The organism is Methylobacterium sp. 174MFSha1.1, assembly GCF_900116815.1.
GTDB lineage: Bacteria > Pseudomonadota > Alphaproteobacteria > Rhizobiales > Beijerinckiaceae > Methylobacterium.
Window position 1 is genome coordinate 77,486 of record NZ_FPCB01000024.1, and the last position, 14,810, is coordinate 92,295.

Consider the following 14,810-nt stretch of genomic DNA (forward strand, 5'->3'; position numbering starts at 1 on the left):
AGGCGTCCGTCGAACAAATGACGAGGCGGGATGGGCCCGATGTGACATGCCCCGGAAAAAAATCGGCGACGTGAGACGTGGAACCGCCGCCGAAGATCGATTGACATCAGCGGGAATGGGACGGCGCTGGCGCCGCCCCTGACAGAGCGCAGAACCGACTAAATTTTCGCCTGGACCGGGAGGCGGAAGGGTGCGCCGAGGCGGTTGAACGCGTTCATCGCCGCGATGGTGATCGTGAGATCCACGAGATCCTTGGGCGCGAAGGCTGCGCTTGCGGCCGCATAGGCTTCATCGGAAGCGTGCGTCTCGCTGACCAGCGTGACTTCCTCCGCCCACGCGAGCGCGGCGCAGTATTGGTCAGGAAAAAGGTGTGGCACCTCGGCCCAGACCGGAACCAGGGCGACCTTCTCGAACGGCATCGTCTTAAGGAGATCCCGGGTGTGCAAGTCGATGCAGTGCGCGCAGCCGTTGATCTGCGACACTCGCAGAAAGACGATTTGGATCAGCTCATGGGGTAGATCGGTGCCAGTGGTGATGTAGTGGTGAATGCCATAGAGCGCCTTGGCCCCCTGCGGGGCCACCTCGTTCCAGACCAGTCGCTTGATCTCGCTCATGTCCCGTCCTTGTGCTCGGAGCGCCGGAGACGACGTTCGAAGCCATGACGAACCGACCTGCACGGTTGTGACATGCGGTGCCGCATTCTCTCACAAAGCGGATCATCTTCCAGCCGAGAGTATCTACATCCGCCTCCAAGCGGACCGAGCAGGGTGATCGACGACCGACATCGGCCGGAAGCGAAACGTTCGCGCTCGGGCAAAGGGGTAGGGTTCGGTCCCCACCTCATGCAGTCCTTCGGTACAAGTGATTTGAAGGCGCGGATGGCGTCAGGAATTAGCCCAGCGTTCAGGCGTCCCCGCGCCGGTACCGGGAAAAATCGGAGGTTCATCAGCCCGGTGATGGCGCTGGATTGCAGCCTCTTCCCATTGCTCGTGAAGAAGGCACCGTCCGCAGACGATGCCACTGGAACTCTCGGCTATTCTGCCGCAGTCCGGACCGGCAGCCGCCAATTCGGTCGGACGAAGTGGCAGGTATAGCCGTTGGGATGGCGCTCCAGATAATCCTGATGCTCCGGCTCGGCCTCCCAAAACGGTCCGGCGGGTGCCACCTCGGTGACCACCCGCCCAGGCCAGAGGCCCGACGCGTTCACATCTGCTATGGTGCCCTCGGCGATTCGGCACTGATCCTCGTCGACGTAGTAGATAGCCGATCGGTAGCTCAGGCCACGGTCGTTGCCCTGGCGGTTCGGGATCGTCGGATCGTGAATCTGGAAGAAGAACTCTAGTATCCGGCGGAAGCTCGTACGCGCCGGATCGTAGGTGATTTCGATGGCCTCCGCATGGGTGCCGTAATTGCGGTAGGTCGCGTTCGCTACGTCGCCGCCGGTATAACCTACTCGGGTCGCGACAACCCCTTCCTGACGGCGGATCAGGTCTTGCATGCCCCAGAAACACCCGCCCGCCAGCACCGCTTTCTCGTAGGCCATCGTACTCTCCTCGTGCAGACCGAGCTCCATCGTTCCGGATAGATAGGCAGCTGGGCCAGCGATCCGAGGCCTTGCGCGGATCATGAGGCTGCCCATGCCACACCCAGTCATGTGTGGCGATGGAGCTTCGCCGGGCGAAATCGGGATCTCAGCTCGGAGGTCACCAGCGGACCAACTGTCGGCCATCTCCGCGCACTGGTCAGGGCCCAGGACCGCTCTACCTCACGAGGGCCGATGCTCATCGTGAAGCAGGTCATGCTGGAATGGGACGCGGTCTTGAGCCAACCTCTTTCAAACGGCGATGCCTTGTTTGCGCCAGCCGTGGCTCGGAACAGAGAGCCGATCCTCAATGTCCTGTACCGACTGCTCCCCGCGTCTGGCTTGGTTCTAGAGGTGGCCAGTGGGTCGGGCGAGCACATAGTTCACTTTGCGTCCGCGTTACCTCGCCTGCGCTGGCAACCGACTGATGCTGATCCAAGAGCACTGAGGAGTATCGCGGCACACGCACAAAACACTGGCTTCGCCAATGTCCTTGCCCCGCAATCCCTCGATGCCCGCGCGCAGCCTTGGCCGGTGGCGCGCGCCGATGCGGTGCTGGCGATCAACATGACCCACATCGCGCCGTGGTCGGCAACGGTGGGGCTGATGGCGGGAGCTGGCGGCATCCTTCCTGAAGGCGGCCTGCTCTACCTGTATGGTCCGTTCAGGGTCGCGGGGGCCCACACGGCTCCAAGCAACGCGACCTTTGATGCGGACCTGCGTGCTCGCGACCCCGCGTGGGGCGTGCGGGATGTCGAAGCGATTTCTGAAGCCGGCCTGGCTCAGGGCTTGAGCCTCGTCGAGCGTATTCCGATGCCGGCCAACAATTTCAGCTTGGTCTACCGGAGAGGACGCTACCGCAATCCTTGAGAATCTGCCGTGCGCCGCCGACCCTGCCGTGTTCGTCCGCCCGTGGTCGGCTTGAACATGCGCGGTATCGATCAGGCTCTTGCAATGGCGATGCGGGTTATGATCCTGGCATCACGGTCGGGCCGCCGGCGCAGTTCCACTGCCTCAGCGGCGCACGTCTAGGACCGGTTCCGGCGGCCGTACCAAGCCCAGGTGCCTCCAGCCGATCAGGCAACAATCGTTGGGAGAGGGTCGTTGAACTTGTCGAATACATTCGCACGCGGTGTTTCGTTGATCGGTGGAGCCGCGTCCAGGCTGCGGCGATTTCGCGATGGCAGCTACGAACCTGCCTGGGGCAGTGCGCCCACCATTCCGACTGCGAAGCCGCAGGGCCGGATCATGACGCTGAAGATGCCCTCGGCACGCGGGTGGTCACCGGGGCAGACGCCGGTCGCTGCTCCCGGCCTGAAGGTCAATGCCTTCGCCACCGGGTTGGACCACCCACGCTGGCTTCATGTGCTCCCGAACGGGGATGTGCTGGTCGCCGAATCATCCGGTGAGCCGCGCAAGGTCATGCGGCATCTGTTCGACCACGCCATGACCGCAACCATGAAGCGCGCCCGCGCCGCGGGGGTGAGCGCAAACCGCATCACACTGCTGCGCGACACGGATGGTGACGGTGTGGCGGAGACGTGCGAGCCGTTCCTCACGGGCCTCAGCCAGCCATTTGGCATGGCTCTCGTGGATGATAAGTTCTACGTCGGCAACACCGACGGCATCGTCGTGTTTCCCTACGCAGAGGGTACCACCAGGATCGCCGGGCCGGGCCGCAAGCTGGTCGATTTCAAGCCGGGCGGCCATTGGACACGCAGCTTATTGGCCAGCACGGACGGGACGAAGTTGTATGCGGGCGTCGGCTCGTTGAGCAATATCGGCGACGATAGCATGGCGGTCGAAGAGGGCCGCGCGGCCGTCTACGAGCTCGACCTCGCCAGCGGCACGAGCCGCATCTTCGCCTCGGGACTGCGCAATCCTGTCGGCCTCGCCTGGGAACCGAGCACGAACGTGCTGTGGACGGTGGTCAATGAGCGGGACGGGTTGGGCGACGAGACGCCGCCGGACTATCTCACGTCCGTGCAAGATGGTGGGTTCTATGGCTGGCCGTACTCGTATTGGGGGCAGACCGTAGACGACCGCGTGCCGCAGGACGCCGCCGCCGTCGCCCGCGCGATCACACCGGACTATGCGCTGGGCGGCCATACCGCATCACTGGGTCTTTGCTGGATGCCGGCAGGAACGCTGCCTGGCTTCCCGGATGGCATGGCGATCGGGCAGCACGGCTCCTGGAACCGCAGCACGTTGAGCGGCTACAAGCTTGTCTTCGTGCCGTTCGAGAACGGACACCCGTCCGGCCCGGCTCGCGACATCCTGTCGGGCTTCCTGGCGCCGGACGAGAGTGTCTCTTATGGCAGGCCGGTTGGCGTCGCGCTTGGGCCCGATAAGTCGCTGCTGATGGCAGACGACGTCGGCAACGTGGTCTGGCGTGTGACCGGGGCCTGACTTTGGCCTTAAAGCTGCAAGACCGTGCCCCTGCTCCGTCTCATTTCTGATGGGCCTAGCTAGGTCCAGCACGAGGAGATCGGCGGGGGCAGCCTCGACAGGGCAGCTTCCCTCATCAACCCGGATCTGAGCTGAATGCGCCCTGCCCTGCTGGTGAGAAAGAGCTTTTTTCCAGCTGCGCTCGGAGCGTGCCAGATCGCTCTCTGGGGCTCCGAGATCACCGCCGGCTACCGAACAGCTGGACCAGCGCGCCCGCGGCTCGCGGCTTCCGTTAAACGGAAGCGCCGGGGGTGGACGACGGATAGGATGCAACTACCCTTCGTTCTCCTCGCGCGAACTATGCGCCACTTTCGGACCTTCGAACAAGGCTTCTGGAATGCCCGCTCTTGTCCCGCAAGCTGCCACCCCGCGAAACAGTCAAACTGGGCGACACAATATCCTCGGCAACGAACAGTCGCTGAATCAATGAGTGGAAGTACGCTCCGCCGCGACCAATCGTAAGTTCAATAGCAAGGCACTTGGCGACGCTTGCAAGTTGTCGTCGAGCCCATCGAGGCGGTTTCCTGGGGCTGCGGTCACGTCCGTCCTCGGTTGTCCGCGGTTGGCGTCGCGGCCACTTCCTGCCGGTCTCCTCCATAGGAGGCTGCACCAATGCGACCGGGCGGGGCCCGTACTCTGCCGCGAGGGTCGCGGTGGAGGGACTTTCCGAGGTGCCGTGCATGGGGATGAAGCCGCTTGCGGTGCAAATCACCGTCGTAAAGCCCGGCGGCTTCCGAACCGACTTCGCGGGCATGCCGACGGGGTCACCGAGGGCAACCCGGCTTATACCGGGATCGTCGGCAAGGTCGCCGCATATCGCGGGCCTGCGACGGGCAGGTGTCGTCCGACGGATGGAAAGGCCGGCATGGCGAGTGCGAAGGGCAGCATGCCGAACTCAGCTTCGAGGAGGCGACCGAGGCCGCACTGGAGGAATTGCCTTGAAACAACGTTAAATCAATATTTCGGCAGGACAACAGTCGCAATGTAGCCGGGGTCTGCTGTGATTGTGACCGACCCTCCTGCGTCCTCGGCGAGCAGACGGACGATTGACGATGACGTGAGTGACGTCGGTTCTTGGATGGTTGCGCTATCGGAGGCCGTCAGCCGCAGCGATCCGCACGGCGTCGTGGTGAGCTCGAGCCGGATGCAGGCGTCCCTCTCGTCCGCAAGACTGTGCTTGACCGCATTGGTCAACAACTCGACGACGATCAGCGCGACCGTCAGCCTCTGCTCTCGGCTCGCAGGTTCGGCCATGAAGTCGATGAGCAGGACGATGTCCGATCGACCGAAGGCGGACAGGACACCGGCACAGAGTTCGCGGCAGTGTTGCGAAAACACGAGCGAGGTGGGCGCTTCGTAGATCTGGCGGTTGAGTCGGGCGATGTGCCCGATGCGCTCCACGGCCCGCGCGACGGCACCGGAGCCGTCGAGCATCTGCTTCGCGCGAGGTGGTGAAAGGGCTCCGACCAAGCCCTGAAGCTCGTTCGCAACCCGATGATGGATCTCTTGGAGGAGTATCATCGTGTGACCAGAGCTTCGGTGCTGAACTGTCGACGGCATCATGGGAAGAACGCCTCGGCTGGAAAATTCTTGGTCGGACCTAAGCCCCTCAGCTCAGCGTGATGGCGGAGAGATCGATGGACACCACGAGCGGCTCGGGCATCGGCCGGCCGTCGGGCCGCCGCGGGAAGATCCGCCGCCGCGTCGGGACCTTGATTCCGGAGACGTCGACGTAATCCGAGAAAAAATGCGCGCCCGGCGTGCTTCCGGCGATCTCGACGTCGTAGTCGTGCCGGGCGATCAGGTTGTCGGCATCGACGTAGAGCGTCTGGATCCGGCTGTGCGTCGCGATGCCGGGCGCGAAGGTCGCCCGCAGCCGACGCCAAACCGTCTCGCCGTCGCGCCAGGGCTCAATCTCCTGCGTCTCGACACCCGGATAGGCGAGCAGGAACGGCATGTTGAGGTAGGTCCACATCGCACAGCCGGCGAAGTAGGCGAGTTGCGGATCGCTCCAAGGCGTCTCCAGGGTGTGACCCCGGAATGACGCGCGCGGGTCAACGAGTTCCTCGATCGTCGACCCGGCCGCATCCTCGATCGAGACGCGATCGGGCATGAAGCGGGAGCGGCGTCCGTCGCCCCCGAACGGCGCGTGGGACGCCCATTCATCGCGCAGGCCCACCGTCACGTCGACCTCATCGAGCAGCCCCGCCTTCCCCTTGAGGGCCCAGAGCGCGCCGCCTTGCGCGAGATGCGCCGTCATCGTCGAGAATTGGTTCCAGCGTGCGAGGCCGCCATGAGCATCGAGAACGGTCGTGAGGAAGCTCGTCATGTCATCAATCCGCTGTTGAGTGGTCGGCGAGGAAATGGCCGATCTCGACCTTGACGTCCGCCGTGTCTTTGGAGCGTGCAGGGATGGCGTGCCGGGCCGTCGGGGCGCGCCGGCGCCGGGCGCTAACGGCCCTCGCATTCGAACGAATCCGCTCGAAGGCGCGGCGGTACAAGGGGATCGATCGTGGCGCCGACGGCAGGAGCCTCTCCCGTCGGCGTACCGCTCCAACGTCGGGTCGTGCTGCCGCTCAGGCGCCGGCGAGCTTGGTGTTGGCGACCGGCAGCGACCGGATCCGCTGCCCGGTCAGCGCCGCGATGGCGTTGAGGATCGCCGGGGGCACGCCCGGCAGGCCCGGCTCGCCGACGCCGCCCATCGGGGCGCCGCTCTCGACGATGCGGACGTGGACCGCCGGCATGTGCTCGCGGCGCAGGATCGGGTAGGTGTCGAAGTTCTGCGACTGGCGCATCCCGTCGCGGTAGACAACCTGCTCGAACAGCACCGAGGAGGTGCCGAGCGCCGCCGCCGACTCGACCTGCGCCTTCACGATCGCCGGGTTGACGACCGAACCCGGATCGAACGCGATCCAGAGGTTGTGCACCCGGGCCTCGCCGCCCTCGACCGAGACTTCGGCGATCGTCGCGGTCTCCGACCCGAAGGGCGAGGCGAGCGAGATACCGCGCGCCCTCCGCCCGCCTCCGGCCGCGTAGGGGCCGCGGCGCCAACCACCGGCGAGATCGGCGACCTCACGTAGGAGTCGCAGGTGGCGCGGCTTGTCCTTCAGGAGCGTCATCCGGAGTTCGAACGGGTCGTGCCCCCCGGCCTGCGCCACCTCATCGAGGAAACTCTCGTAGAAGGCGTCGTTCATCGAGTGCCCGACCGAGCGCCAGAACGCGATCGTCACCGGATGCGCGACCTTGGTGAAGGTCATCCGGCGGTTCGGGATCGCGTAGGGCTTCTCGACGAGGCCCTCGACCGCGGAGGGGTCGACCGGCGTTCGCATCAGGGCGCCGAAATAGCGGCCGATCGGTCCCTCGCCGACCGTGCGCACCTCGATCGCCGTCGGGGTCCCGGCCGCGTCGAGGGCGGCGCGGAAGCGGCTGAAGCTCAAGGGACGCAGGCCGTCGCGGGCGAATTCCTCCTCGCGCGACCACAGCACCTTCACCGGCCGGCCGGTCGCCTTCGCGAGCAGGATCGCCTGCGGGAACGGGTTACCGGAATCATAGGGAAAGTGCCGGCCGAAGAACCCGCCGAGCATCGGCGAGTGGATGCGCACCTTGTCCGGCGACAGCCCCGCAACCTTCGCGGAGATCGCCTGGAACAGCTCCGGCATCTGGTTCGGCAGCCAGACGTCGAGCGTCCCGTCGGGGTTGAAGTGCGCGATCGCCGAGGGTGGCTCGAGCTGGGCGTGGGCCAGGTAGGGCGCCGCATACTCCGCCTCGACGACCTTGGCGGCACGCGCGAAGGCCTCTGGGGCGTCGCCCTCCGCTTCCGCTGCGTGGCCGGCCTCCGCCGAGGCCTTGAGCACCGCGAGCAACCCGTCGGAGGAGAAGTCGGCCGCGACCGTGTCGAGGCCGGTCGCCTTCGGGGCGCTCCAGCGCACGGTCAGCGCCTCGACGGCCTTGCGCGCCCGCCACCAGCTGTCGGCGGCGACCGCGACCGCCCCGGGCAGGCGGTGGACCGAATGCACGCCGGGCATCGCGCGCAAAGCCGCCTCGTTGTCGAGCCCGACCGGCTCGGTACCCGGATGTGGCGCGTGCGCCACCGCGGCGTAGAGCATGCCCTCGACCTTCTGGTCGATGGCGTAGACGGCGCGGCCCGTCGCCTTGTCACGCACGTCGATCCGGGCCACCGGCTGGCCGATGTAGCGGAAGGTCTCGGGGTCGCGCAGGGCTGCGGATTCGTTGGGCTTGAGTGCCATCGCGTCGGCGGCCAGCGCGCCGTAGGCGAGCGTGCGGCCGGATGCGGCGTGGACCACGGTGCCGTCGCGGGTGGTGAGCTCGGCCGCCTGCACCTTGAGCTGCGCGGCCGCCGCGCGCACCAGCATGTCGCGGGCGGTGGCCCCGAGCTGGCGCATCAGCGGATAGCTCGAGCGCGTCGAGAAGCTGCCGCCGGTCATGCGGATGCCGTTGACCACCGCGTAATCCGGGCCGGGCGGGGCGCACTCGACCACGAAGCGCGCCGGATCGACGTCCAGCTCCTCGCCGACGATCTGGGCCATGCCGGTGGCGATGCCCTGGCCGCCCTCGACGAAGGGCGACAGGAAGCGCACCGTCCCATCGGGGCGGATCTCCAGGAAGGCCGGGACCCGGGTGCCGGGCTTCGGCGCGATCGCGCCGGCGCCCTCGGCGGGTCCCTGCGCCTCGGCCCGGGCGCGGCCGGGCAGCGCGACGGCGAGCACCAGCGCGCCGGCCGCGGCGCCGAGGAGATGGCGGCGCGAGAGGATCGCGGTGCCGGTGGGGGCCCGGGAGGGCGTGCGCAGGATCTGGTCCATGATCACCCCCTCAAACCGCGGCGTGCCGCACGGCGGCGGCGATGGCGTTGTAGGTGCCGCAGCGGCACAGGTTGGTCATCGCGGTGGCGATATCGTCGTCGCTGGGCTTCGGCGTCTCGCGCAGGAGCGCGGTCGCGGCCATCACCTGGCCCGACTGGCAGTAGCCGCATTGCGGGACCTGCACGGCAACCCAGGCTTCGACCACCTTGCGGCCGACCGGATCGGCTTCCACCGCCTCGATCGTCTCGACTTTGGCCGCGCCGACCGAATCCACCGTGACCTGGCACGAGCGGGTCGCCTGGCCGTCCACCAGCACGGTGCAGGCGCCGCATTGCGCAATGCCGCAGCCGTACTTGGTGCCGGTTATGCCCAGCGTGTCGCGCAGGACCCAGAGGAGCGGCGTATCGGGTTCGACATCGACGCGGCGGGACTGGCCGTTGATGGTCAGGTCGAACATGGGGCCTCCTTGGATGGCGAAACTGGATGGCGGCCGGGGGTCCGAGCGCCCGCGGCCTGCCGTCATTGTGCCAATAGGCCTGTCGTAGGCGCCGGGCCGCGCGGGTGTCGTGCGAGGCCTCGTGAGATTCCGTGAGCCGGCGGCTCCATCAGACCTCGTCGCAGGCCGTCCCCACCGGCGGGCCAAGTGGGCGGGTCGTCCGTCGGAAGTCCTGGGGCGGCCGGCCGTAGAGCCGCAGGAAGGCGCGCCGCATCCGCTCGCGGTCGGCGAAGCCAACCCGGTCGGCGACGGCCTCGCACGAATGCTGGCCGTCGATCAGGAGCGCCCGGGCCGCTTCGGCGCGCAGCCGCTCGACGATCTTCGCGGGCGACTCGCCGAATTCGGCGGCGCAGGCCCGCCCGAACTGGCGCGGCGAAAGGTTCGCGACCGCGGCCATCCGGGCCACCGAGAGGTCGTCGCGCAGGTGCCGCCGGACGTAATCCAGGACCTTACGGATCCGGTCGGTCCGCGGTTCGAGCTCCAGGAGCCCCGAGGCCTGCGGATCCGCCCCCGGCCGCCGGCGGTCGAGGATCATCCGGCGCGCGAGGATGCGGGCGACGTCGGTGCCGAGATCGGCCTCGACGAGGGCGAGCGTCATGTCGATCCCCGCCATCATCCCGGCCGAGGTCCAGATCGGGCCGTCATTGACGAAGAGACGGTCCGCCTCGATCCGGATGTCGGGGAAGCGCGCCTGCAGCTCGCGGGCGTGGCGCCAATGCGTCGTGGCACGGCGCTGCGACAGGAGGCCGCCTGCGCCAGGGTGAAGGCCCCGGTGCACAGGACGCCGACCCGGCGCGACGTCGCCGCCGTCTCCCGGGTGAACGCGACCAGGGCGGCGGGGGCCGGTTCCGTGCCGATGCGGGCCGCCACCAGCAGCGTGTCGTAGATCTCCGGCTCCAGGGGATGGCTCGCCACCGCGAAGCCGGCGGCGGTCGGGACCTCGCCGCCGCCCTCCGACAAGAGGCGGGTCTCGTAGACGCGATCCTCCATCAGGATGTTGGCGGCCTGGAAGACCGCGAGCGCCGCGATCGACATGAGTTGCAGGCTCGGGGCGACCACAACTCCAACCTTCCGCATCGGCTCGCCTGCCTGCTGCCGGACCGGACGGGAGGCGGTTGGGCTTCGGCGAATGTTAGACCATCAGGCGGGTGAGGCAGTGGCGAATCCGGACGTTGACGTTACGATTCCGGACATTCTCGGTCGATCGGACCGGACCACCGGCTTGACTCTGTCACTGAGCGGCGATGGGGCCAGCTCCGGCGCGGACGCTGCGCGGCCCCGCCCCGTAGGCCCGCAGGAACGCCCGGCGCATCCGCTCGCGGTTGGAAAAACCCGTCTCTCGCGCGATCTCCTCGATCGGCAGGCGGCTCTGCTCCAGCATCAGCTTCGCCGCCTCCAGGCGGAGGCGCTCCACCGCCTTGGACGGCGAGGCGCCGGTCTCCGCCCGGAACAGCCGGGTGAACTGGCGCGGGCTGAGGCAGGCCACCGCCGCCAGTGCCTCGGTCGTCAACGGCAGGTGCAGGTTGCGTCGCGCATAGGCCAGGACGGCCTGGATCCGGTCGGTGCGGGCGTCGAGATCGAGGAAGGCCGAGTGCTGCGCCTGGCCCCCGGCCCGACGGCGCTCCATCACGAGGCCGCGGGCCACGCTGACGGCAAGGTCCCGGCCGTGGTCGTGCTCGATCATGCCGACCGCGAGGTCGATGGCGGCCGACATGCCGGCCGAGGTCCAGAGGGTGTCGTCGACGACGTAGATCTTGTCGATGTCGAGCCGGCAGGCCGGATAGCGCGCGCGGAACTGCGGCGCGAAATGCCAGTGGGTGGTCGCGCGACGCCCGTCGAGCAGGCCGGCATCGCCCAGCATGAAGGCGCCCAGGCACAGCCCGGCGACCCGCCGCGTCGAGCGGGCGGCGGCGCGGAGATGGTCGGCGAGCACGGGCGAGGTCGTCGGCGGATTGATCCCGGCCGCGACGAGGAGCGTGTCGAAGGCCGCCGGGTCGCCGAGCGGCTCGGTGGCGAGGTCGGGGCCGAGACCGGACCGGATCGGACCGCCGCGCTCCGATAGCAGGTGGACATCGTAGAGAGCCGCCCCGGCGTAGCGGTTCGCCACCACGAACGGCGAGGTCACGGCGAGCCCCATGAAGTCGAAGTCGGGGCCGATCACCAGCCCCGTGCGGCGCGTCGTCGTCATCGGCTCCATCCCCTTTCTCGCGCCGCACCATCGGCCCGGGCTCCGGCCGTGGCAAGCATGGCGGCCGGAAACGAGGCATGATTATTCCCTATGGGAAGGCGGGCGCTCAGGCGGAGGAATGTCCGGAAAGGTGGCATCTACGTCCGGAGGGCCCGGATGATCGGGGATACGGCTGCGCTATGGTGCGCCGGCCGGTTACGCGCGCAGGGAGTGATCCCCGCAAGGGATGGAGCCGGCGGCGGCTCGGGCGGTCGGCGTCGGGCGGATGCGGGAGTGGCGGCATGACGAAGGCAAGCGACGCCACGGCGGGCCCGCCCGGCGCGGCGCGGCCGGAGATCGTGTTCGGCGTCTTCAGGCTGCTGCCCGAGCACCGGCGCCTTCTGGCGGGGTCGTCCGTCGTCAAGCTCGGCAGCCGCGCCCTCGATCTCCTCATCCATCTCGCGTCGCGGCCCGGCGAGGTGATCAGCCATCGCGAGCTGACGGCGGCCGCCTGGGCCGGGGCGCAGGTCGAGGAGAGCAACCTCCGCTTCCAGATCGGGCAGCTGCGGAAGGCGCTCGCCGAGCACGCAGGAGGGGCCGAGCACGTGACGAGCGTGCCGGGCCGCGGCTACTGCTTCACCGCGACGGTCACACCCGCCGTGCCGGCCCAGCCGATGCCCATGGTCCGGCCGGCCGGCGCGCCGCTCCTGCCGCCCGAGCCGTCGAACCTGATCGGCCGGTCCGCCGATGTCGAGATCCTGCTCGGGTGCCTGGCGCGTCATCGGCTGGTGACGGTGGTCGGCACGGGCGGCGTCGGCAAGACGACGCTCGCCGCCGCGGTCATGCATCGGATCGGCGGCCCTGCAGGGCCGTCGCCGTCCTTCGTCGACCTAACGACGCTGGACGATCCCGACCTGGTGCCGAGCGCCGTCGCCACGGCCCTGGGCATTCCGGTCGGATCGGCCAATCCGCTGCCGCAAATCGTCAAGGTGCTGGCGGATGCGGACGCCCTCCTCGTCCTCGACAATTGCGAGCACGTCATCGATGCCGTCGCGCTCGCGGCCGAGGCCATCCTGCGCGGCGCGCCCGCCGCGCGCATCCTCGCGACGAGCCGCGAACCGCTCCGTCTGTCCGGCGAGGCCGTCCACCACCTCCTGCCCCTGGCGGCGCCCGTCACCGACGCGGACGACCCGCTCGCCTTCTCGGCGGTCCAGCTCTTCTGCGATCGGGCACGCCTGCAATCGCCCGACCTCGCCCTCGATCCGGCCCAGGCCCGGCTCGTCGGCGAGATCTGCCGGCAGGTCGACGGTCTTCCCCTGGCGATCGAACTCGTCGCGGCCCGCATGCGGACCCTGGGCCTCGCCGGCCTCGTCGAGCTTTTGCGCAACGGCGCCGAACTCGCCCACCGTAGCGCCGTCCCCCGCCACCGCAGCCTTCAGGCCACCTTCGACTGGAGCTACACCCTCCTGTCCGAAGCCGAGGCCCGCGCGCTGCGGACCCTGTCGATCTTCACCGGCCACTTCTCGCTGGAGGCGGCCGTGTCGGTCCTCGACGACGGCACGGACCGCTCCGATCACCTGGAGGTCCTCAGCGCGCTCGCCGACAAGTCCCATCTCGTGCTGGAGCCCGCCCGGGGTGGCGCCCGGTACCGCCTGCTCCAGATGACGCGCCAGTTCGCCCTCCGGAAGCTCCGGGCGGCGGGCGAGGAAGCGGGCGTCGCTCGCCGGCACGTCGCCTGCTACGCAGGCCTGCTCGAAGGCGCGCGGGCGGCGAGCGGGACGCGGCACGGGGGCGACGGGGTGGCGGCCCTCGCCTTCGAGATCGGCAACGTCCGGGCCGCACTGGTCTGGGCGTTCGGGCCGGACGGCGACGCGCGAGCGGCGGTCCGGCTCGCGGCCTGTTCCGCGCCCCTGTTCCTGCACCTGTCGCTGCTCGCCGAATGCGTCGACTGGACCGGGCGGGCGCTCGGGGCGGGTGAGTTCGCCGCGCTCGGGCCGAAGCAGCGGCTCGAACTGAAGGCGGCACGCAGCGTCGCCCTGCGCTACACCAGGGGTAACAGCGAGGATGCGCGGACCGCGCTCCACGAGGCCCTGGACCTGGCCGAGGCCGAGGGGGATCTGGCCTACCAGATCCGGTTGTTGGAGGGCCTGTACATCTTCGCCCTCCGCCTCGCGGACTTCAAGGCGGCGATGGCCTATGCGGAGCGCGGCCGCGCCGGAATCTGGCACTCGCTCAGCGATACCGGCCTCGCGACCGGCGACTGGATGGTGGGCGTCCTCGATCACTTCATGGGGCGTCAGGCCGAGGCGCGGCTGCGCTGCGGGCACGCCCTGCGCAACTTCCCGCTCCAGCGCCGGCCCGAGGTGGTCCGCTTCGGCATCGACCAGCGCATGCTGGCCCATTGCGCCATCGCCCGCGCGCTGTGGGTGCAGGGCCTCCCCGACCAGGCGAAAGCGGCCGTCGACGGGGTGGTGCGGGAGACCGAGGCGATCGGCCATCCCGTCTCGCTATGCACGGCGTTGCTCTGGACGGCGCCGGTCGCCCTGTGGTCGGGCGATCTCGACCGGGCGGCGGAGGCGCTCGCCACGGGGCGGGTGCTGGCCTCCCGGCACTCGCTCGTCCCCTACGAGCTTCTCGCCCGGGCGCTGACCGGACAGCTCCACGCGCTCCGAGGCGATCCGGAGAGCGGCGTCGCGCTCCTGTCCGAGGGACTGGCGGGCCTCGTCGAGGTGTCGCACCTGACGATGAACTCGGCCCTGCAGCTCGCTCTCGCGGAGGCGCTGATCGAGGCGGGGCGGCCCGGCGAGGCCCTCGCCGAAGCCGGATCCGCCCTGGTCCGCATCGAGCGCGACGAGGAGCTGACGCTCGTCCCCGAGGCGTGGCGCATCAAGGGCCGGGCCCTCGCGGCCCAGGAAGCGGACCAGGACGCGGAGCGTGCGGAGGAGGCCTTCCGCCACGCCCTCCGGATCGCGCAGGATCAGGGAGCGTTGTCCTATCGCCTCCGAGCCGCGACGGATCTCGCCGAATACCTCTCCCGCCGGGGTCGTGCGGCCGAGGCGGCGGGCCCGCTCTCGCACGTCTGCGATGCGCTGACGGAGGGCCGATCCACCCGGGATGTCGTCAGGGCGACGCGGCTTCTCGCGCGCCTGACCGCGTGACGGGCCCGGGCGTGCCTGCGCGGCTCGCCTCGTCCCATCTCACGGGATCTCACAAGCCCTCTCGGTACACCGTCTACCCTCGCCGATATCACCGCGGGGAGGCTTGCCGGGACAGCGGTCCGCCGGAGGGCGCCGCCGA

At 68.9% G+C, this 14,810-nt stretch carries 13 protein-coding genes; 4 read left to right on the plus strand and 9 right to left on the minus strand.

The features are described from left to right. Positions 1-158: 158 nt before the first annotated feature. Positions 159-614 carry a carboxymuconolactone decarboxylase family protein gene (locus BM430_RS21050; RefSeq protein ID WP_093569207.1) on the minus strand — a complete coding sequence of 152 codons (456 nt, stop codon included), beginning with the start codon at positions 612-614 and terminating at the stop codon, positions 159-161. A 419-nt stretch (positions 615-1,033) separates the two neighbouring features. Then, the gene (gene msrA / locus BM430_RS21055; protein ID WP_093569243.1) at positions 1,034-1,543 is read right to left on the minus strand and encodes a peptide-methionine (S)-S-oxide reductase MsrA; all 510 of its coding nucleotides are present in this window, start codon (positions 1,541-1,543) and stop codon (positions 1,034-1,036) included. Positions 1,544-1,798: 255 nt separating this feature from the next. Here msrA and BM430_RS21060 point away from each other — a divergent pair, with 255 nt between their 5' ends. The 3 genes from BM430_RS21060 to BM430_RS34130 all read left to right on the plus strand — a co-directional run bounded on the left by BM430_RS21060 (position 1,799) and on the right by BM430_RS34130 (position 4,983). Next, complete coding sequence (locus BM430_RS21060) at positions 1,799-2,452, plus strand: DUF938 domain-containing protein (protein ID WP_093569244.1); 654 nt, start codon at positions 1,799-1,801, stop codon at positions 2,450-2,452. 234 nt (positions 2,453-2,686) lie between these two features. Further along, positions 2,687-3,991, plus strand: a complete 1,305-nt coding sequence (locus BM430_RS21065; RefSeq protein WP_093569208.1) for a PQQ-dependent sugar dehydrogenase — start codon at positions 2,687-2,689, stop codon at positions 3,989-3,991. A 518-nt stretch (positions 3,992-4,509) separates the two neighbouring features. Beyond that, positions 4,510-4,983 (plus strand): SDR family NAD(P)-dependent oxidoreductase, encoded by a 474-nt coding sequence (locus BM430_RS34130; protein ID WP_244539593.1) that lies wholly within the window; start codon positions 4,510-4,512, stop codon positions 4,981-4,983. A gap of 1 nt (position 4,984) precedes the next feature. Here BM430_RS34130 and BM430_RS21070 read toward each other — a convergent pair whose 3' ends face one another. The 7 genes from BM430_RS21070 to BM430_RS21095 all read right to left on the minus strand — a co-directional run bounded on the left by BM430_RS21070 (position 4,985) and on the right by BM430_RS21095 (position 11,534). Further along, a complete protein-coding gene (locus tag BM430_RS21070) occupies positions 4,985-5,593 on the minus strand; it encodes a histidine kinase dimerization/phosphoacceptor domain -containing protein (protein WP_093569209.1) in 609 nt (202 codons plus the stop codon). A 46-nt stretch (positions 5,594-5,639) separates the two neighbouring features. Further along, positions 5,640-6,359, minus strand: coding sequence for a hypothetical protein (locus tag BM430_RS21075; protein ID WP_093569210.1), 720 nt, complete (start codon positions 6,357-6,359; stop codon positions 5,640-5,642). A 247-nt stretch (positions 6,360-6,606) separates the two neighbouring features. After that, complete coding sequence (locus BM430_RS21080; RefSeq protein WP_093569211.1) at positions 6,607-8,850, minus strand: xanthine dehydrogenase family protein molybdopterin-binding subunit; 2,244 nt, start codon at positions 8,848-8,850, stop codon at positions 6,607-6,609. A 10-nt stretch (positions 8,851-8,860) separates the two neighbouring features. Next, positions 8,861-9,307 carry a (2Fe-2S)-binding protein gene (locus BM430_RS21085; protein ID WP_093569212.1) on the minus strand — a complete coding sequence of 149 codons (447 nt, stop codon included), beginning with the start codon at positions 9,305-9,307 and terminating at the stop codon, positions 8,861-8,863. A gap of 148 nt (positions 9,308-9,455) precedes the next feature. Further along, the gene (locus tag BM430_RS35700; RefSeq protein WP_348273089.1) at positions 9,456-9,944 is read right to left on the minus strand and encodes a helix-turn-helix domain-containing protein; all 489 of its coding nucleotides are present in this window, start codon (positions 9,942-9,944) and stop codon (positions 9,456-9,458) included. A gap of 14 nt (positions 9,945-9,958) precedes the next feature. After that, positions 9,959-10,381: a type 1 glutamine amidotransferase family protein gene (locus BM430_RS35705; protein WP_348273090.1), complete on the minus strand. Its 423-nt coding sequence runs from the start codon at positions 10,379-10,381 to the stop codon at positions 9,959-9,961. Positions 10,382-10,577: 196 nt separating this feature from the next. After that, entirely contained in the window at positions 10,578-11,534 is a 957-nt protein-coding gene (locus tag BM430_RS21095) for a GlxA family transcriptional regulator (RefSeq protein WP_093569245.1), read from the minus strand. 281 nt (positions 11,535-11,815) lie between these two features. Between BM430_RS21095 and BM430_RS21100 the strand changes: the two genes are divergently transcribed. After that, the gene (locus tag BM430_RS21100; protein WP_177303126.1) at positions 11,816-14,671 is read left to right on the plus strand and encodes an ATP-binding protein; all 2,856 of its coding nucleotides are present in this window, start codon (positions 11,816-11,818) and stop codon (positions 14,669-14,671) included. The last annotated feature ends 139 nt before the right edge of the window (positions 14,672-14,810 follow it).